Genomic DNA, 18,344 nt, shown 5'->3' with positions numbered 1-18,344 from the left:
AATGTCCCTGACAACCGAACCCTCAACCATCCACCAGGCCAACCGTGCTCCCAACCCGGGGCGCCGCAAGCAGTCGTTGCGCGACAAATACGGCGATCGCGTCTTCAACGTCGCCGCGACGTCGGTGCTGCTGTTGTCCATTCTGGCCGTGGTCTACCCGCTCTACTTCATTGTGATCGCTTCCATCAGTGACCCCAATGCCGTCTATGAGGGGAAGGTCTGGCTGTTCCCTTCCGGTGTTACAACCGAGGGCTACGAACGGATCTTCGCTGACAGCAGGATCTGGAACGGCCTCGGGAACACGCTTATGTACACGGTCCTGGGAACCGCCATCAGCGTCACCACCATCCTGTGCGGGGCCTACGCGCTTTCCAGGAAGGACATGCCGGGTCGAAAGATCCTGATGCTCCTGTTCGTTATCACCATGTTCTTCGACGGCGGACTCATCACCAAGTACCTGGTGGTCAGGGACTTGGGCATGCTGGACAGCATTTGGGCTGTCGTCCTGCCCGGTGCCGTGGGCGTCTGGAACCTGATCATCGCAAGGTCATTCTTCGAGCACACCATCCCGAACGAATTGCGCGAGGCCGCCCAGATGGACGGGGCAACCGATTTCAAGTTCTTCTTCAACATGGTCCTGCCGCTTTCCAAGCCGCTGATCATGCTGATGATCATGGTCCACGTCGTGGCCCACTGGAACTCGTTCTTCGACGCCTTGATCTTCCTCAACGATGACACCAAATACCCGCTGCAGCTCGTGCTGCGCAACATCCTGATCCAGTCTGATGTCTCCTCCACCGGAACAACCGGCGGGGACATCGAATCCTATGCGGCAGCGCAAAGGATCGCAGAGCTCACCAAGTACGCCATGATCGTCGTCTCGAGCCTGCCACTCATGATTGCCCTGCCATTCATGCAGAAGCATTTCACCAAGGGCGCCATGATCGGCGCCGTCAAATAGTCGCAAACCCCAAAGAAGACGGTCTAAGGCATTCGGCTCTGGACCGCATCCAACAACACCCTCAGAACAGGAATGACCATGGCAATCAGCCGCAAACTCGCCGTCCTTGGCGCCGTGCTGGCCGGAACGTTGACGTTCACCGCCTGCTCCGGCTCCAACTCGGGCACCACGGAGATCAAAGATGCCTCCGCAGACTTCGGCTTTCAGGAAAAAGGCTTCCCCATTGTCAGCAAGCAGCTGACCTTGAAGTTCTCCGGGACGAAGGCGGCCCTGGCTCCGGACTACAACACGATGACCGTAGTCAAGGAATGGGAAAAGGCCACCAACGTCCACGTCGAGTGGGAAAACCTTCCCGAGACGGTCTTCCAGGAAAAGAAGAACCTGATCCTGGCCAGCGGCGACCTGCCGGACGCATTCTTCAACACTGGATTGACGGACGCCGAGATCGCCACGTACTCCGCCAGCGGCACATTGATCCCTCTGGAAGGGCTGATCGAGAAGAACGCACCGAACCTGTCCAAGCTCCTCTCCGAGCGTCCCGACATCAAGGCGGCGATCACCTCTTCGGACGGACACATCTACTCCCTGCCCTCCGTGGAAGAGCTCGGCCTGGTGCAGTTCCCCAATGAACTGGCCATCAACACCTCTTGGCTCAAGAAGCTCAACATCCCCATGCCCAAGACCATCGATGAATTCCACGACGCCCTGGTGGCTTTCAAAGCCCAGGACGCCTCAGGCACAGGCAAAACCATTCCCTTGAGCTTCATGCCCGGCTCATGGTGCGGCGACATCGTGGACCTGATCGCTGCCCTCGGCGGAACACCGGACAACATGGACCACCGCATCGTCCAGGACGACAAGGTCATTTTCACGGCCACCCAGGATGGCTACAAGAAGGCGATCCAGACACTGCACGAGTGGTACAAGGAAGGCCTGATTGACCCGGAGTCCTTCTCCCAGGACGACAAAGCCTATTTGGCCAAGGGCAAGGCCGCCACGGAAAACCTCGGCTCATTCGTCTGGTGGGAAATTCCTGAAATGGTTGGAGCGGACCGCGCCGGCGACTACGCCTTGGTGCCCGTCCTTGAGGGCGTCGACGGCAAACGAATCGCCAGCCAGTCCAACAACCAGGAAATCGCCCGCGGCGCATTCGCCATCACCCGGGCCAACAAATACCCGGCAGCCACCATGCGCTGGGCCGACAACCTCTATGACCCCATCCAGTCGGCCCAGGCCAACTGGGGACCCATCGGTGAGACCCTCCAGAAGGACGCCAGCGGCATCCTGACCCAAATCCCGGCACCGGCCGGAACCAGCGAAGGCGAACGACGCCAAAAGGTCGCCCCGGGCGGACCGAAGGCAAACACCGCAGAGAACTTCACCTCCGTCGTCGCCCCCGAACCACGCGCCGCAGCCCGCCAAAAGACGGTCACCGAAAACTACAAGCCCTTCGCAGGCAACGACGGCTACCCGCCCGTGGCACTGTCCAACGAAGAACTCCAGCAGATCAGCACCATCCAGACCGACGTCACCTCGCTGGTCAAGCAAAACACCGCCAAGTGGATCGTCTCCGGCGGCATCGAGCAGGAATGGGACGGCTACGTCACCCAACTCAAGAACGTCGGCATCGACAAAATGATCGAGGTCTACCAGGCGGCCTACGACCGCTTCAAGAAGAACTCATAACTACCAACACCCCAGGTGGAACCGGCGCCCAGCGCGCTGGTTCCACCTTCACCGCCCTTCCCCCTGCGGCACTTCCACGAGAACTGCAGGGACCACCTGCCAAGAAAGAGGCTCACTTTCATGACTGCCGAGACCGCCACGACCACCGATACTTTCCGTCCGGCCCTGCACTTTGCAACAAGGAACACGTGGATCAACGACCCCAACGGCCTCATCTTCCATGACGGCGTTTACCACCTCTACTACCAGAACAACCCGTTCGGCAGCGAGCACGCCAACCTGTCCTGGGGCCACGCAACATCCACCGACCTCGTGAGCTGGACTGACCATCCCGTCGCCATCGCCTGTGACGAGAATGAAGACATCTTCTCCGGCAGCATCGTCTTCGATCGGCAGAACACCAGCGGCTTCGGCAAGGACGGAACAGCACCCCTGGTAGCCATCTACACCAGCGCCTACAAACCCGCCTCCGCGCTCGAAGGCGTCCAAGCACAGTCACTCGCCTACAGCCTCGACGGTGGGTACACCTGGACCAAATACGCGGAGAATCCCGTTCTGGATCGTCGTTCAGCAGATTTCCGCGACCCTAAAGTGTTCCGCTACGAGGGTGACGCCGGCAGCTACTGGGTCATGGTGGCCGTTGAAGCACACGACTTCCAAGTCCTCCTATACAAGTCCAGGGATCTCAAGAACTGGGAGTACCTGAGCACCTTCGGTCCCGCGAATGCCACAGGAGGTATCTGGGAATGCCCGGACCTGTTCCCCATGCCTGTCGACGGCAACCCCAAAGACGTCAAATGGGTGCTCACCGTCAACCTGAACCCAGGCGGTCCAAATGGCGGCTCGGCCGGGCAGTACTTCGTAGGTGACTTCGACGGCGCCACCTTCACCTCAGCCACCACAGTGACCGAAGGCCTTCAAGACCCTGATCGGCTGGGTGAATACCGGTGGCTGGACTGGGGCCGGGACTACTATGCCGCCGTCTCCTTCAGCGATGCACCAGAGGGCCGACGACTGATGATCGCGTGGATGAACAACTGGCAATACGTTCACGAACTCCCCACAGCATCATGGCGAAGCCCCATGTCACTTGCCCGGGAACTGACACTCCAAACCATCGACGGAGAGACCCACCTCGTGCAGCAGCCGATGGGGGACTGGGCTGCCGTGGGTGCCCCGGTCTCAAACTTCAGCCTCCCAGAAACCACCATCCCGGAGGGAACCACGATTCTTGACGGCGCGGCAGGCACCGTCCAACGCATCGACCTCACCCTCACGCCGGGAACCGCCGAAGAATTCGGGCTCGTAGTCCGCGGCGAAGGTGCGCTAGGAACCCGCATCGGCGTCCGGCCTGCCGAGGGAACCCTCGTAGCCGACCGACGCACTTCCGGGCAAACGGATTTCCACGATGCCTTCGCATCCATCGACACGGCACCCATCCGGTCGGCTGCGGGTCAGTACCAACTCACCCTCTTCGTGGACCGGTGCTCCGTGGAAGTATTCGCCCAGGCCGGTCAAGTCACCATGACCGAACTCATCTTCCCCTCACCCAACAGCGACGATGTCTCCCTCTACGCCGTCGGCGGATCAGCCACGATCAAGAGCCTGCACATCACCCAGTACGCGTAGACCACCCACACCACTCGAAAGGCCGCCGACACACTCCATATCTACGGATCCGCTCGTCCTGAAACCAGCATCCTTTTCGTCGAGGTGACATTTGATGACAATCCCAGCCGCAGACATTGGTGTTAAATGCCACCTCGGCGCGGGAAAAGAGGAGGGGCTAGTCTAAGCGCATGACGACTCGAGCCAACGAACTCACTGCCTTGGTTACCGGGGCCACCGCGGGGCTGGGTGCCGAATTCGCGCGCCAGCTCGCCGAAGCCGGACACCACCTAGTTCTGGTGGCCCGCGATGAAGAGCGCCTGAAGGAAAAAGCCGAAGAGCTTGAACGCGACTTCAGTATCTCGGCGGAGGTCCTTTCCGCGGACTTGACCACCGACGTCGGCGTTTCAGCCGTGGCTGACCGCTTGCGGGACGCTGCACGGCCTGTGGATGTCCTGGTTAATAATGCAGGCATCGGGCTGTTGAAGTCGTTCGAGCGGAATGACCTGGACGAGGAACGTCGCCACCTGCGGCTCCACGTCCAGACACCCATGGAGCTGAGCCACGCGGCGCTGGAAGTCATGCTGGCCCGCAGGAAGGGCCGGATCATCAATGTTGCCAGCGTGGCTGCGTTCGCCAACAGGGGGACCTACTCTGCGGCCAAAGCCTGGCAGGTGACATTCAGCCGGTGGGCCAACATCACCTATGCGAAGTCCGGGGTGCAGGTCACCGCGGTTTGCCCGGGTTTCACTCACACCGAATTCCACGATCGCATGGGCATGGATAAATCCGTTGCTCCCCGGTTCTTGTGGCTCACTGCCGAGCGCGTGGTACGCGAGGGGCTGGAGGACAATGCCAAGGGCAAGGGCGTCTCCATCCCGACGCGACGGTACAAGGTGGTCAGCTTCTTCGCACGCATCCTGCCGGCCAAGCTCACGTCCGGCCCACCTCGTCGGCCGCTCGAACCGTAAAACTGAGACTCGGGTTATTATGGCACTTCATTCGAGCCTGAGGGGGCAGTGCTGTGAAGAACAAGTCGTTGGCATTCCTAGGGGCCATGGTTGTCAGCGGAGTGCTGCTGAGCGGCTGCTCCGGTACCAGCTACACGGGCTTTAAGGCGCTGGAACGCGAGGCAACGGAGGCTGACACTCCACCGAAGGACCTAAATCTCGAGCAATTCGAATTGGAAAAGGTGCTGTTGGTCGCTGAAAAGAACGGGAAGAAGTACTACTTGGGAGAAGGCAAACAAGGCCACCCATCCTGTTTGATCGTGGAAGCCGCGGAACCATACTTCTCGCACAGCGGCTGCACGGATTCCATCCAAGGCGAGATGCTGAGGATCGGTGGTCCCGACCAGAAATCTGCCGTCTTGGTTTCCGACGGCTATGACACCAAGCAGCTTGAGTCGAGCGGCTTGACGAAAATCCACCCGAACATCCTCGTAGTCACCAACTGACCTTGCCCCGTGGGGCCCGCACCAATACCGCAACTGCAATGCCAACCACCGCTCCCACGAACGTCTCAATGGCGCGCTCCATGACCAGCACGCCTGGATCCATGGGGGCGGCCAGCTGCGCGATCAGCAGGATCACAGGCGTGAAAAACACCATGGCCCACCCGTAGTGCCGCGCCATGAACAGCTCGGTGGGGAACTGGCACAGGACCACCAGCACAGCGAGCACCACCGTGGTTTGGCCGGGGAAGTACTGAAGCGGCGATAGCGGACTGGGGAAAAGCACGACGGCGACCACCGCCAATCCAAGGAACGTCCCCACAATGCGGTGGATGCCTCGGTGGACGCGGCTTGGGAGGTCGGCGCCGGCGAGGGGGACGGCCGCGGCGGCCATAGCCCAGTGGGGATGGCCGCTGCCGCTCAGGACTCCGATAGCACCGGCTGCACCCACCGCCAGGGAATAGCGTGCCGCATGGACCAGTGCAGCCTGACGCAACGGGCCGCGAAGGACGGGAACGTCGCGGGCAGCCCCGGCTACCCACGTGCGCCGCCGGAACCAGCCGGCAAAACCGACCACCAGTGAAAAGGCGGCGGACGCGGCACCGATGAGCACCGCCGTCGTGAATGGCACATTGGTGGGGACGGAGGCGCAGGCGCCCAGCGCGAGGATGCCGAAGAACGGCCCTATGGGCTTGAGGCGCACAGCGTCCGCGTACAGGGACCCGGCGCCGGCAAACAGTGTTGCCACCAGTACCAACCACCACGAGTGAATGTGGCTGACGGAAAGGAACACACCGATGGTCAGCCCGCCCACCAGGAACAGGGCAGCCTGGGCTTGGTGTTTGAGCCTGAGCTGGTGCGTTTCGTTGCGGCCGTACATGCCGGTCAGCGCACCGAAAACGGCGTACATCATAAGGTCCGGACGGCCGATGAGAATGAGGAACAGCCCAGGTACTGCGACGCTCAGGGCCACTCGTACTGCCGAGAGGCGATCGTTGTTGGCGGGGCCCAGCCGGTGGAGCTCGCGGGCGTGGACCATCAATGCGGGCACGGGGAAACACCACCAATCCTTATGGGTCGCTTTCGAAATTATCAGGGCCGCCAGCCGTCCCGCCATAAGCCCGGTCACAACCCGCAGCATGGTGGGCGCGGAAGATCGCATCTTGGAAATGTTTCTGGCTCCGACGAGGGCTTGACCCGAGGATAGGCCACAAGTCGCTCTGATCATCCACGACGACACCGTGGCAGGCATTGGCCAGTTTCCGTGCGAAGCGGATCCCGTGCGGGATCTCCGTTTATTGGGTTCCTTCGACCAGGACCTGGAACATCGTGGCCGCTTCAGGCAAGGCCGCGGTGATCTCGTCGGGGACGTCCTTGGCTTCGACCCGGAATGGTCCGTCCACGGTGAAGCTGTACCCGCGCTTCATCCCGCGCACCACCACCACACCGGTGTCGTTGGAAGTGGCTGGTCCGCATTCAGCCCACGAGTATTGCCCATAAGCAGCAACACATCGTCAATGCTAGGGGACCTCGGACAATAAACCGTCAGATCATAGGACGCAGCGGGCCGTTTTTTGGACGTCCGCAGCAAATGCCAGCTCTCCGGCCAGGGCGACCGTTTTCAGGGTTTCCTCGGAGGGTTGTAGATACCGGGGGGAAGACAAAGGGGTTCGCGGTTGCGGAGGACTTTAGGGATCACGGACGCAGGGGCGAGCGGCGCTATTTGATCGTCCGAGTAGGTTGCGGAGTATTCGGCCGGGATCCACGGCAGATTCTGAGCGCCGAGTACTTCTGTCAGCTCGCGGCGGTCGAGGGGTTCATCGCTGAAGGCCCGGAACAGGCCACCGGAGTATTCGCTGGCCTCAGGAGCAAGGAATTGCCCGATATCGGGCACGAGCCGAGGCCCGACCCATACCCACCAGAGGGGGTAGGGCGGGAAGCCTACCCATTGATCTGGCGGAAGCCGAAAGAATGGACGGCGCGGCATGTATTGGCCGCGTTCCACCTCGGCGGAGGCATAGACCGCACCGAGCTCGGTAGCTACGGCGAGGAAAAAGCGTCGGAGTGCGCTCCTGAGTGCGTCATCGGCGAGGTTCGGCCCGTCGACGACCAACGTGATTCGGGTGAACGGAATACCCCAAGCGCGCTCCGGACCCTCAATTTTCCCGAAAGTGATAGGTGAGGGGTTCTTATAGTGGACTTCCCATTTGTTGGCTTTGCTGCTGTAGTACTCGGTGATGAACCCTTTGGGACCTGTCGAGTCGAAGTGCTGGTACGGTTCGTAGTTCCCGAACCGCACCGGGACGGCTTCGGGGAGGAGTTCCTGTGCTAGTTGTAGGTAGCGTTCGAGAAAGTCCGTCGGCAGGTCATCTTCCAAAAGCATCCAGCTAAGCCAGACACTGAGGGGCTCCTGTTTTTGCTCTGGCTGCGATGCGGCCTTAGTAGTTCGGGGCTGGGGCCATACCTCGTCTGTTTGTTCGTCCAAGACCATCCCGTGGCAGGCTTTGGCCAGTTTCCGGGCGAAGCGGACACCGTGGGGAATCTCCGCCTCCTGGGTTCCTTCCACTAGGACCTGGAACATCGTTGTCACCTCAGGCAGGACCGCGGTGATCTCGACGGGGATGTCTTCGACCTCTACCGGGAATGGCCCGTCCACGGTGAAGCTGTAGCTGCGTTTCACCCCGCGTAGCACCACCACACCGGTGTCGTTGGTGTTGGCTGGGTCGACACGCAGGCCACGGATGTTTCCCACGAGCAGCAGCACCTGCTCAATAGTGGGGGTTTCCGGACAGTAGACCGTCAGGTCATAGGACATAAAGAACTCCCTTTCCCTTCCGAGACTTTTAGTGAATCGTGTCAGGGAAAGGTAAGAACTTGATCTTTCCTGCGGCGATAAGGTCCCGCACCTCCTTGGAAGTGTCGGCGATATCACCGGTTCCCTTGGTGCTTGCACGTGTGTAGACGATCAGTGTGCCCTTGGCTGGTTTGGTGGCGTCACCGTAATCGGCGTACTTAAGGAAGTCCCGGATTTGGTTTGTCATCCTGAATTGCTTTACATTCTTGACCTCGATGACATTACCAGTTAGTTTCCCACCGATTTGTTCCATGTGGTCGGGGAATCGCATTCTGCTCATCCCGTCGATCTTGACGCCTGTCTTGCCCGAGAGGCTGACGCCAAGTAGCTGTTCGACCGCGTGTTCGCCCCATCGTCCGATGAGTGAAGCTCCCTTGGGCGGTGTTGCGAAGGCGGGGTTGAGGTTATCGAAGCCGCAACTGTGGGCGGATGCCCTTTGCATGAGGGGCTGGCTGGAGCCTGTGGGGGCCTTTTGGTACACACCAGCGGTGACGATGAGGGTAGACGAACTGGAGAGGGCACTGACCCGGCCGGCCCCACCGATCGAGCAGACTGCTGGGTTGTTCGCGTTCTTTTCAATGGCTTTGATGGCGTCTTGGTGCCGTGTGAAGAAAGCCGCAGCTTTGGGGAGGATCCGTCCGACGAGGGCGATGGCTTCGGCGGCTTTGAAGAGTTTGCCGATGGGTAGGACGCCGATGAGTGCCATGCCGCAGGCGCCGATGTCGCCTTTGGTGAAGCAGTTGATGATGTCGGTGACGCCGAAGAAGTCCAGGAGGAGCTGGCCGCCTTCTTTGATGATGAAGTCAGTGATATCACCTTCGGCGAGGGTTTCATGGGCCTTGCGGAGTTCCTCTGCCGCTTCAGGGCCGCCGGCGGCTTCGGCGGCGGCGAGTTCGTCAGCGGTGACGTCGCCGGTGGTGTTCGCGGCAGCTTTTGCCATGTTGGCGGCGGCATCTTCCTCGCGTTGGAGGTTGGTGGCGATCGTGACGGCTTCGGTGGCTGCAGCTGCTGCGGCTTCGGCGTCCTTGCCCGCGTTGATGGCTGATTGCTGCGCGCTGGCGGCGGCTTGGCTTGCTGTGGCGGCTGCGGCGGCTGCGTTGCTCGCTGAGGTGGCCGCGTCTGCGGCGTGGGCTTGTGCGGTTTTGGCGTCGGCACGGGCCTGTTCTGCTGCCTGTCGGGCGGTTGCGAGTGATTGCTCGGCTTGCGCTGCTGAGTCTTTTGCCAGGTTGGCTTGGGTCACTGCTGTGGCAGCTGAGTTCGCGGCGTTGTTTTTGTACGTGGCTGCTTGGGCCGCGTAGTTGTTGGCATCGGCGCTGGCTTGCCGGGCGACGGCTGCGACCCGGGCGGCTTCGTACGCGTCCGCTTGGGCTTTCGCGGCGAAACCAGCTGCCTTTGAGATGCTGGCGTCGATAGCGGCGACGTGAGATTTGGTTTCCAAGTCGCGGGCGGTGGCTTCTTTCAAGCGGGACTTGATGAAATACCGCATGGCCGAGACGGGCCCTTCGAGGGCTACTTCGGCTGCGACGCGAGCTTCGGGGCCACCTGTGTCCAGTATGTAGGTGGCGGCGATGCGGTCATCGAGGTCTTTCTGGGCTTGGTATTGCTCTTCAAGGAAGATCCTGACCGCGTTAGGGTCCGGGCTATCGAGGGCTTTGGCGGCTGCTGCACGGACGTGTTGGCCTCCGGTGTCCAACAGGTAGGTGGCTCGGACGCGCATTTCGCCGGCTTCGAGCTGGTACCGGGTGGTCGTGACGAATTCAGCAACGGCTTCCTCGCCACTGTCCAAGGCCTCCTGGGCGGCGATGGTGATCGCCAAGGGGGCTTTGTAGGCGTAGGTCATGGCTTCGTCGAACTGGTCTTGTTCGAGTGCGACCTGGTGGCCGGTTTTGATGTAGGCGACGATTTCGGCGTTGTCGCCGGTCAGGGCTGCTTCGGCTCCTGCTTTGACCCAGGGGCCGCCGATCTTTGCCAGACCGAGAAGTGCTTTTCGGGCTGCCGGCATGAGGGAAGCGGTATTCGCGCCGGGGGCGGTGAGCTGGGTCAGGAGCTGTTGGGTGGTTGCTGCGTCGGTTTTGGCTTGGTCTTTGGATGTTTTCTCTGCGGTGAGGCGGAGTTCTTCGACCTGTTTCGCTGCGGCGGCTTGGGCGATACCGTATTCGCGCTCAGTGGCCAGCCGTTCGGAATCAACGGCACGGGCCTGCGCTGCTGTGGTTTTGGCAAGTGTTACGGCTGCTGTGGCCGCGTTTGCCGCGCTGATGGCATTATTCGCTGCGGTGGTGGCCCGCTGAGCATTGACGTCGGCTTGCCCGGCTGCTGCTGCTGCCTGATCGGCCGCTGCCGCTGCATTGTTGGCATTGATGATGGCGGCGGCTGCTGCTGCGCTTGCATCGTTGGCTGCAGCGGTGGCTTGCGCGGCGAGGGAAGCGACCTTCCGTACGGCAGCATCGGCGCGGTTAGCCGCATTCTTGGCCCTGTCAGCGGCCGCCCGGGCTTTGGCCGCTTCCTCGGCGGACACGCCGGCTTCGCCAGCTGCTGCTGCGGCAAGGTTAGCGGCGTCGATCGCGTTTTGCTGCGCGCCGCCGGCAGCGTTCGCCGCGTTCAGGGATTCTTGGATCGCGACCCGGGATGCGTCGGCGGCGTCCTTGGCGAACTGCGCGTTCTTTGCCGCGTCGCGTGCTACTTCTGCGGCTGTGCGGGCAGCTGAGGCCATGCCGGCGTTGCTGGCCGCGGAGGACGCAGCGACAAGGGCGTTGGATGCGGCGATGTTCGCACGCGAGGTTGCCGCCGCGGCGTTGGAAGCTGCGTTGGCGGCGGCGAGCATCGCTTGGCGTGCTTCCTGGGCCGCGTTGACGGCGATATCTGCCGCGTTGGCGGCCTGTTCAGCGAGGCTGGCTGCGCGTTTGGCTGCCGACGTTGCTTTCTCTGCGTTGCGTTGTCCTTGGGCAGCTTCGGCTTTGGCCTTCTCCAGCGCTTGTTTTGCTGCCAACGAGGCCGCGACGGCCTGCTTGGAGGACTCCTGGGCCTTGAGCTTTTCGGAGCGGGCGATGTCACTGGCTGCTTTGGCCTGATCTACCAGTTGTTGGATGGAAGCTGTTTCGATATCCCTGGCGGCAGCGACGAATTGGCCGTATCGGAGGAAGTCCTCGATGACCTGGGGGGAACCGGTATCGAGGGCAGCTTGGGCGGCGAGTTTGACGCTTTTCGAGCCTGAATCAATCAGTCGGTACGTCGCGATCCGGTTATCAAGTTCCTGGGCCTTAACCTTGCCGGTGAGCAGAAAGTCCTGGATGTTCTGCTCGGTGCCGTGGTCGAGCATCTTGGAGGCGGAAGACCGGACATGCGGGGTCCCGGAGTCGAGCAGGAACGTGACCTGGGTGCGGTTGTCGCCGACCCAGGCTGCGCGCCAGCCTTGGGTGACGAAAGTGTTCATGGCGGCGTCGCCCTCGTTGAGAGCCTTGGCTGCACCGGCTCGGACGTGCTCCCCGCCGATCATGGAGAGCTTAACCACCGTCAGGCGAAGGTCCTGACGCAGGGCGACGTCTTGGGGTGCGTAGGTTTCGCCGCTGGCCACCTCGCGGAATTTCTTCATGGCCTCCGGACCGCCAAGCAACGCGGCTTCAGCGGCTTCACGTACTGTCGGGCCACCCGTTTTCCACAAGCGCAGCACTCCGGCATCATCGGTGGCCCTGGCAACAGCTGCAGGCACCGCCAGGGGCGGATCATCGGCGCGTGCAATCACCGCGGTGGAGAGTAGACCCGCAACCAGCGCCACGGTCAAGGCGGCGGCAACGAAAGCGAACATGTACGCGCGGCGCAGGCCACGCACGACGACAGAAGTCATGAAATCCCCCAAGAAGCGCGAGCGTTTCAGGCCAGAAGGCCAAAAAAGAACAACCCGGAGCCTCCCCGGAGTAGAGGAAGGTTCAACAATTGGGCTGTCGGCACGAACGCTACCCAGAGGACGCCGCGTTCGTCCATAGCTTTGATTAACTTTATGAATGTGACGCGGGCGCGGCATTGTGACAATTGAAAGTTCTCTCTCATCTGTTACGATCCGTTCGAAATGTGATGTCAAGCACTACGTACCTAACCCGCGAAACCTTTTCTTGAGGCCCTATCCCGTGGTGGGTTCACGCCTGGCGAAGCATTTCATCTCACCGCATCCGGTTGGAGCTGAAGAGCTCCAACGCAAATAAGGGGACAAATGGGTCGGAAACGTGCCGCGACAATGATCGCGGCTTTCGTGGGGGTTGCTGGTCTTACTGCAGCGTTTGCCCCTCCAGTCATGGCGGCGTGGCCGCAGAATGTACCAACAGTCACGACGCCCACGGAGGCATCTTTCACCGTGGAGAACTTCATCCACCCCGGCGCAGACGTTATCGGCCCGGACCGGAAGATCACCCTGAAGGACGGCAACGGAAACCTTCAATGGGTTCCCTGCGTAGCTGGTGACGAAACGCAGATCGAAATTGACCATTGGGTGGACTCTCCCATCGGAGAGGTGACGCAGGTCGACTGCTTCAAAATCAACGGCACACCGGCCTGGCTCAAAATGGAAATTGTGGGATCATTCGGCATTGACGCCGGAACCGGCGACACCATCGTGACCACAGAACTCGACAATAAAAAAGAAGCCCGAAGCATCGAAGCAACCTGCCGATCCACGGTGCGCGGGCAGACAGATAAATCCACCGTCGTGGAACTGAAAGTCAACTACACCGGCACCACGCAGGAAACCAACTGCGAGGCCCCTGTAAAGGTCGTCACCCCATGAAAAACGCTCACATCGTAAAAAGGGCATCATCCGTTGCCACAGCAGCCGCCCTCGCGCTGTCACTCGGACTCATGGTCCAAGCACCGGCCCAGGCCATCAGCAACAGCCCGGCCACCCCCGCGAACACGAACAACTTCGTCGTCAAGATCGACACGGGCGTGAATACCTGCACCGGCTCCCTTGTAGCGGCTCAATGGGTCGCTACCGCAGCCAGTTGCTTCCAAGCCGACCCGGCCACCTATGCCTCTCTGCCTTCGGGTGTGCCCGTGAACAAGATCAAGGTTGTCCTCGGCGCTGACACACCCCTGCGCGATGCCAATGGGCTTGGCGTGATCCATGTCGAACGCCACCCCGACCGGGACTTCGCTATGGTCAAGCTCGCCAAACCCGTCGCCGGCGTCAGCCCGGTCAAGCTTGCCAGCACCGCGCTGACGGCCAACCAGCAGCTGAGCTTCACCGGTTACGGACGTACGCATGACACCTGGATCGCGAGTAAGAAGTTCACTGGGACGTTCACCGCCGGGACGCTGACGAACACGACGACCCAGATCAGCGGCGCCCCGGGGGTTTCCTTGTGCGCAGGAGACAGCGGTGCGCCCGGTCTCCGCACCGTCGGCGGAGTCACCGAACTGGTAGCGATCAACAGCCGCAGTTGGCAGAACGGCTGCCTGTACGCACAAACGTCCAACACCGGCCCCGGTATTGGCAGCCGCGTTGACAACATCACCGGCTGGATCAACTCCCTGATCTCCCTGAACGTGGCCAACGGCTCTATCGCCCAGATCCGGGCAACCGGCGCGAACGGCAACTGTCTGTCCGTCAACAACGGGAAGACACAGACCGTAAAGTGCACTACCAGCACCACCCGGAAGTGGGAGTTCAAAGACGCCGGTGCCGCTAATACATTCACGATCAAGAACGTCTCGGCCGGCACCTGCCTGACCGGCGACACCGACGCAAGTGCCTCGCCGCAAATCGCCGTGAGCACCTGCACCAACCCTGTCAGCGCCCACCAGAAATGGGAGCTTGCGGCGCAAACCGCCGACGGCACCGTCATCATCAAGAACGTCGGCAACCAAGCGGTCGCACAGTTCGAAGGAACAGCGGACACGGCAAACGCCAAGCAAGTACCCGGCGCCACGGAACGGGTCAAGTGGAGCCTCGGAAGCGGTGACTACTTCGACCTCAGCGCCTCCGACGTCGTCGCTGTCAACCCCGACGGCGTCGCCTACAACCTCTACCAGTACGAAGCGACCAGCACCCCCGGTCTGCTTAACGGTGTTCAGATGGGCACTGGCTGGTCCGGTCTGCAGTCAGGTTTCGTCACGGACTGGAACGCTGACGGATTCCAGGACCTCGTCGTCCACTGGAGCGACGGGAAGCTGCGCCTCTACAAGGGCACCACCAGCCCCTTCGGCGCATACGAAGTCATCGGCGAAGGATGGAATGGCTGGCAATTGAGCATCGGGCGCTGGAAGACCGGTGATAGCTACCCGAGTATCATCGCCACCAGCACCGACGGGATCATGCGTCACTACCAGAACCCCAGCGGAGCCAAGATCGGTGTTTACACCCAGATCGGTCAGGGCTGGTCAGGCCTGGAAATCGTCCAAATGGACTTCGACAATGACAAGTCAACCGACATCGTCGCGAAGAACAGTGCCGGCGAGCTCAAGCTCTACCGCGGCAACGGCACGGGGGGCTTCATCAACGCAACACCCCCGGTCATCGGCGTTGGTTGGAACGTCATCACCGCCATATCCCCGACCTCCGGCTTCGCTGGCCCCGAAACCACCGGCATGCTCGCCCGCACCAGCGGCGGCGAACTAAAGTACTACCCCATCGAAGCCGGCTCCTGGGGAAACCCGAAGGTTGTTGGCTCAGGCTGGTCCCCACTGAAAATCTTCCGCTCCACCATGCCCTAGTCTGCTAACCACCCAGAGTGTTTGAAGGGCCGTCCCTGCCCGGGCGGCCCTTCAACCTTTATCAAATGAAACGAGACCAACCATGGGCCTTTTCTCCCGGAAAACCAGCACCGATCCGCACCTGCCGGAACTGACAACCAAACAAGCCAACAAACTCCGCGAACTCTGCGTCTCGGCCCTCCATAAGCAGGGAACCACCGTCACCGACGCCGGAGACCACCTCGACGCCGGAAACGGACAACGCTTCGGGCTGTTCGCCGTCGTCCGCAAAGCCGAAGCACTGCCGGAAAAGGACTGGCCCGCAATGGTCGAACAACATTTCGCAGCTGGCCTGGACACCGCTCACGCGTCCCAGGTCAGTGTCGCAGAACTACATGAACGTGTGTACCCGAAGTTCATCGCCCCGGAAACCATGGACTGGATGGAAAGCCAACACGGACCAACCATCTACTCCTACGTCCGCCCCACCGCCAGACTTCCACTGCTCATCGCGCTCGATTCCCCGGAATCCGTCTCCTACGTCACAGCAGAGCAGGCCGAGTCCGCGGGCGGAGCTGACCTCCTCTGGGAAAAGGCCTTCAGCAACCTCATCGCCGGCGGCCCAGGCCAACCAGAAGAATTTACCGACGAAGGCGGCTCCTTCCTCGTCTTCGAAACCGAATCCGTATACCAAGCGTCCTGGATCGCGTGCATGGACAAATTCGTGGAACTGCTCGGCTACAAACCAGGCCCCCTCGGCGCACTGGTTACTATCCCCGCGACCAACATCCTCTGCCTGCACCTGATCAGCGAAGCCACCAGCATCGACGACTTCAAAGCGATGCTCATGTTCGCAGGCGCCGTTCAATCCCAGCACCCATCCCCGCTGGCCCCGCTCCTCTACTGGTGGAACGGTGAGACCGTAGAACCAATCTCCGGAAGAGACGGCGACGACGTAAACCTCTACCTACCCGACGAACTCCTCAACGTACTGCAAGACTAAGAACAACCACGGGTGGAGAACTAAGCCGCCCGCCCTGACGTGCAGGCTCGGAATTTGCGCAAGGTCTGGGAAGATCGAGATATGCCCGTCGCTTTTGTATGCCGCACACGCTCCAGCATGTCACCGCAGGAGCTGTTCGATCTGTCCCGGAACATCGACGCCCACGTGGGGTCGATGTCGCACAGCCGCGAGAAGGCAATCGCCGGCGTGACCCGCGGGCTGATTTCGGAAGGAGAGACTGTCACCTGGCAGGCGTGGCACCTCGGACTCCGGTTCCGCATGACCAGCCGCATCACGCGGATGGAGGCGCCGACGTCGTTCTCTGATGAACAGGTGAAGGGCCCCTTCAAGTACCTCCGCCACACGCACGAGTTCCGGCCGGACGGCAGCGGCACCCTCATGGTGGACACCGTGGAATTCGCCGCGCCGTTCGGTCCCGTGGGCCAGCTGGTGGAGAAGCTGATCCTGGCCAGGTACCTGCAGAACCTGATCGAGAAGCGCAACGAGTTCCTGGTCGGCCAAACCCCGCCAGCGTTGGACACCCGGCAATGATCAGGCTCGCGCATGCGGACGACCTGTTGATCATGCAGGACATCGAGCGTGCCGCGGGTGAAGCTTTCAGGTCGTTGGGGATGGAATCAGTCGCAGACGACGAGCCACTCTCCATCGACGAGCTGAACGGCTATGCCGCGGCGGGCCGGGCCTGGGTTTCCGTCGACGGGCTCGACTACCCGGTGGCGTACCTGTTGGCGGACATCGTTGACGGCAACGGCCACGTAGAGCAGGTCAGCGTGCACCCCGACCAAGCGCATCAAGGCCTGGGCCGCGAACTGTTGCATGCCGCGCGCGTTTGGACACGAGGCCACGGGATGCAGCGCCAGACGTTGAGCACGTTCCGGGACGTGCCGTGGAACGCTCCGTACTATCGCCGCCTTGGCTTCGAGGTGCTCGACGCCGGCAGCTGGGGTCCGGAGCTGACCCGTCTCATGGAACACGAGGCCGAGTTGGGCCTGACCCGCTGGCCGCGCGTAGCCATGTGGCGCCCCGCGGTCCCGCCCAAGTAGTTAGCCCGCCACCAACTCAACCTCATAGCTGTCCGTGTTAATCAGGTACGCGGCGTAGTGGTCCGGGCCGCCGGCGTGCGGGTACTTCGACTCGAACATCTCGTACCAGCCTGCGTCCGCGCCGAGCGCCCGGATCCGGTCCACGTTTTCGCGGGTCCCGGCGTGGAACGCTACGTGGTTGAGCCCCGGATCAGTACGACGATGCGCAGTTCCGGTGATGGCATCGGTACCCTCCACCACGATGTACGTGCCATTAAGCCTCCAACTACACCCGGTGGGCCACTCCTGGAATGGCTCATAACCGAGCTCACCCAGCAGCCAGCCCCACTCCTCCCGGGCACGGTCAAGATGCGGCACCCAAATCTCAAGATGGTGGATCGACCCCACCGGAACCTCACGCATGCGCCGAGTCTACGAGGTCCTGGCCCGTTCCACATCGCCTGCGCTCGCCGAGTCGCCAACGGCACGGAGCCCGGCGATCACACCGTCAACATCCGCTGGAGTGCGATTCTGGCTGAGTTTGGTTTTCGCTTCCACACGGTGGATAAGAAGTTCGACGCCGACAATCGCCCTCAGCTGCCCGGCAACGAACCGCTCGGGTGCGTCGTCCACGGTCCAAGGTTTGGGCATGCTGGCCTCATGTTGGTTGGATAGGCGGCGAACGTGCCGGCCCAGCCATTCGGCGTCGTCGTGGATGACGAGCTCACCGTACACGTGGGCGGTGGAGTAGTTCCAGGTGGGGACCACCCGGCCGTGTTCCGCTTTGGAAGCGTACCAGGAGGGTGAAATGTAGGCATCCGCCCCTTGGACGATCATCAGGGCCTCCCCTGTAACCGGGGTGGACCACTGGGTATTGTTGCGGGCCATATGTGCATGCAAGGCGCCGTGCTCACCGACTGAGGGCTCGTAGACGAACGGCAACAGCGTGGCGAGCAAGCCGCTCTCCGTCATGGTGACCAGGTTGGCGGCCCCGGCGTGACGAAGCAGCGAGTCAAGTGCTTCATCGGAGGCGGCAAAGTGTGCTGGCGTGTACATGG

Annotated in this window: 16 protein-coding genes; 10 read left to right on the top strand and 6 right to left on the bottom strand. The window is 61.5% G+C overall.

The annotated features are described in order from the left end of the window. The first annotated feature begins 1 nt into the window (after window position 1). From AC0J5Z_RS00690 to AC0J5Z_RS00670, 5 genes are all read left to right on the top strand, one after another. Window positions 2-961, top strand: a complete 960-nt coding sequence (locus tag AC0J5Z_RS00690) for a carbohydrate ABC transporter permease (protein WP_475036751.1) — start codon at window positions 2-4, stop codon at window positions 959-961. A 78-nt stretch (window positions 962-1,039) separates the two neighbouring features. Beyond that, window positions 1,040-2,647 carry an ABC transporter substrate-binding protein gene (locus tag AC0J5Z_RS00685; RefSeq protein WP_475036750.1) on the top strand — a complete coding sequence of 536 codons (1,608 nt, stop codon included), beginning with the start codon at window positions 1,040-1,042 and terminating at the stop codon, window positions 2,645-2,647. 120 nt (window positions 2,648-2,767) lie between these two features. Continuing rightward, window positions 2,768-4,276, top strand: a complete 1,509-nt coding sequence (locus tag AC0J5Z_RS00680; RefSeq protein ID WP_475036749.1) for a glycoside hydrolase family 32 protein — start codon at window positions 2,768-2,770, stop codon at window positions 4,274-4,276. A 170-nt stretch (window positions 4,277-4,446) separates the two neighbouring features. Next, on the top strand, window positions 4,447-5,226 hold the full coding sequence (locus tag AC0J5Z_RS00675) for an SDR family NAD(P)-dependent oxidoreductase (protein ID WP_475036747.1): 780 nt from the start codon (window positions 4,447-4,449) through the stop codon (window positions 5,224-5,226). A gap of 53 nt (window positions 5,227-5,279) precedes the next feature. After that, window positions 5,280-5,711: a hypothetical protein gene (locus AC0J5Z_RS00670; RefSeq protein ID WP_475036746.1), complete on the top strand. Its 432-nt coding sequence runs from the start codon at window positions 5,280-5,282 to the stop codon at window positions 5,709-5,711. On the opposite strand, the gene AC0J5Z_RS00665 is transcribed toward AC0J5Z_RS00670, so the two are convergent. The 4 genes from AC0J5Z_RS00665 to AC0J5Z_RS00650 all read right to left on the bottom strand — a co-directional run bounded on the left by AC0J5Z_RS00665 (window position 5,701) and on the right by AC0J5Z_RS00650 (window position 12,403). After that, on the bottom strand, window positions 5,701-6,747 hold the full coding sequence (locus AC0J5Z_RS00665; protein WP_475039478.1) for an FUSC family protein: 1,047 nt from the start codon (window positions 6,745-6,747) through the stop codon (window positions 5,701-5,703). The two genes, AC0J5Z_RS00670 and AC0J5Z_RS00665, sit on opposite strands and share 11 nt — an antisense overlap. 256 nt (window positions 6,748-7,003) lie before the next feature. After that, window positions 7,004-7,135 carry a hypothetical protein gene (locus AC0J5Z_RS00660; RefSeq protein ID WP_475036745.1) on the bottom strand — a complete coding sequence of 44 codons (132 nt, stop codon included), beginning with the start codon at window positions 7,133-7,135 and terminating at the stop codon, window positions 7,004-7,006. A gap of 194 nt (window positions 7,136-7,329) precedes the next feature. Further along, a complete protein-coding gene (locus AC0J5Z_RS00655; RefSeq protein ID WP_475036744.1) occupies window positions 7,330-8,523 on the bottom strand; it encodes a hypothetical protein in 1,194 nt (397 codons plus the stop codon). A gap of 28 nt (window positions 8,524-8,551) precedes the next feature. Further along, window positions 8,552-12,403 (bottom strand): putative toxin, encoded by a 3,852-nt coding sequence (locus AC0J5Z_RS00650; protein WP_475036743.1) that lies wholly within the window; start codon window positions 12,401-12,403, stop codon window positions 8,552-8,554. A 363-nt stretch (window positions 12,404-12,766) separates the two neighbouring features. Between AC0J5Z_RS00650 and AC0J5Z_RS00645 the strand changes: the two genes are divergently transcribed. The 5 genes from AC0J5Z_RS00645 to AC0J5Z_RS00625 all read left to right on the top strand — a co-directional run bounded on the left by AC0J5Z_RS00645 (window position 12,767) and on the right by AC0J5Z_RS00625 (window position 17,307). Further along, window positions 12,767-13,336: a hypothetical protein gene (locus AC0J5Z_RS00645; RefSeq protein ID WP_475036742.1), complete on the top strand. Its 570-nt coding sequence runs from the start codon at window positions 12,767-12,769 to the stop codon at window positions 13,334-13,336. After that, entirely contained in the window at window positions 13,333-15,261 is a 1,929-nt protein-coding gene (locus AC0J5Z_RS00640) for a trypsin-like serine protease (protein WP_475036741.1), read from the top strand. The genes AC0J5Z_RS00645 and AC0J5Z_RS00640 overlap by 4 nt, the downstream gene beginning before the upstream one ends. An 82-nt stretch (window positions 15,262-15,343) precedes the next feature. After that, window positions 15,344-16,243, top strand: a complete 900-nt coding sequence (locus tag AC0J5Z_RS00635; protein ID WP_475036740.1) for a hypothetical protein — start codon at window positions 15,344-15,346, stop codon at window positions 16,241-16,243. Between the two features lie 81 nt (window positions 16,244-16,324). After that, the gene (locus tag AC0J5Z_RS00630) at window positions 16,325-16,795 is read left to right on the top strand and encodes an SRPBCC family protein (protein WP_475036739.1); all 471 of its coding nucleotides are present in this window, start codon (window positions 16,325-16,327) and stop codon (window positions 16,793-16,795) included. Continuing rightward, the gene (locus AC0J5Z_RS00625) at window positions 16,792-17,307 is read left to right on the top strand and encodes a GNAT family N-acetyltransferase (protein WP_475036738.1); all 516 of its coding nucleotides are present in this window, start codon (window positions 16,792-16,794) and stop codon (window positions 17,305-17,307) included. The genes AC0J5Z_RS00630 and AC0J5Z_RS00625 overlap by 4 nt, the downstream gene beginning before the upstream one ends. Here AC0J5Z_RS00625 and AC0J5Z_RS00620 read toward each other — a convergent pair whose 3' ends face one another. Both AC0J5Z_RS00620 and AC0J5Z_RS00615 read right to left on the bottom strand, forming a co-directional pair. Beyond that, entirely contained in the window at window positions 17,308-17,709 is a 402-nt protein-coding gene (locus AC0J5Z_RS00620) for a VOC family protein (RefSeq protein WP_475036737.1), read from the bottom strand. Window positions 17,710-17,718: 9 nt separating this feature from the next. Then, the gene (locus AC0J5Z_RS00615) at window positions 17,719-18,342 is read right to left on the bottom strand and encodes an FMN-binding negative transcriptional regulator (protein ID WP_475036736.1); all 624 of its coding nucleotides are present in this window, start codon (window positions 18,340-18,342) and stop codon (window positions 17,719-17,721) included. Window positions 18,343-18,344: the final 2 nt, after the last annotated feature.

This window comes from Paenarthrobacter sp. TRD_SC_7 (genome assembly GCF_056156245.1).
The sequence above is the reverse complement of the archived record's forward strand: the minus strand, read 5'-3'. Positions and strand labels throughout refer to the sequence as shown.

Excerpts from the sequence above, each read along its gene's own strand:
- AC0J5Z_RS00665 (WP_475039478.1), bottom strand. The coding sequence starts at position 6,747 with ATGGTCCACGCCCGCGAGCTCCACCGGCTGGGCCCCGCCAACAACGAT.
- AC0J5Z_RS00655 (WP_475036744.1), bottom strand. The coding sequence starts at position 8,523 with ATGTCCTATGACCTGACGGTCTACTGTCCGGAAACCCCCACTATTGAG.
- AC0J5Z_RS00675 (WP_475036747.1), top strand. The coding sequence starts at position 4,447 with ATGACGACTCGAGCCAACGAACTCACTGCCTTGGTTACCGGGGCCACC.
- AC0J5Z_RS00630 (WP_475036739.1), top strand. The coding sequence starts at position 16,325 with ATGCCCGTCGCTTTTGTATGCCGCACACGCTCCAGCATGTCACCGCAG.
- AC0J5Z_RS00650 (WP_475036743.1), bottom strand. The coding sequence starts at position 12,403 with ATGACTTCTGTCGTCGTGCGTGGCCTGCGCCGCGCGTACATGTTCGCT.
- AC0J5Z_RS00690 (WP_475036751.1), top strand. The coding sequence starts at position 2 with ATGTCCCTGACAACCGAACCCTCAACCATCCACCAGGCCAACCGTGCT.
- AC0J5Z_RS00680 (WP_475036749.1), top strand. The coding sequence starts at position 2,768 with ATGACTGCCGAGACCGCCACGACCACCGATACTTTCCGTCCGGCCCTG.
- AC0J5Z_RS00685 (WP_475036750.1), top strand. The coding sequence starts at position 1,040 with ATGGCAATCAGCCGCAAACTCGCCGTCCTTGGCGCCGTGCTGGCCGGA.
- AC0J5Z_RS00620 (WP_475036737.1), bottom strand. The coding sequence starts at position 17,709 with ATGCGTGAGGTTCCGGTGGGGTCGATCCACCATCTTGAGATTTGGGTG.
- AC0J5Z_RS00645 (WP_475036742.1), top strand. The coding sequence starts at position 12,767 with ATGGGTCGGAAACGTGCCGCGACAATGATCGCGGCTTTCGTGGGGGTT.
- AC0J5Z_RS00635 (WP_475036740.1), top strand. The coding sequence starts at position 15,344 with ATGGGCCTTTTCTCCCGGAAAACCAGCACCGATCCGCACCTGCCGGAA.
- AC0J5Z_RS00640 (WP_475036741.1), top strand. The coding sequence starts at position 13,333 with ATGAAAAACGCTCACATCGTAAAAAGGGCATCATCCGTTGCCACAGCA.
- AC0J5Z_RS00615 (WP_475036736.1), bottom strand. The coding sequence starts at position 18,342 with ATGTACACGCCAGCACACTTTGCCGCCTCCGATGAAGCACTTGACTCG.
- AC0J5Z_RS00625 (WP_475036738.1), top strand. The coding sequence starts at position 16,792 with ATGATCAGGCTCGCGCATGCGGACGACCTGTTGATCATGCAGGACATC.
- AC0J5Z_RS00660 (WP_475036745.1), bottom strand. The coding sequence starts at position 7,135 with ATGAAGCGCGGGTACAGCTTCACCGTGGACGGACCATTCCGGGTCGAA.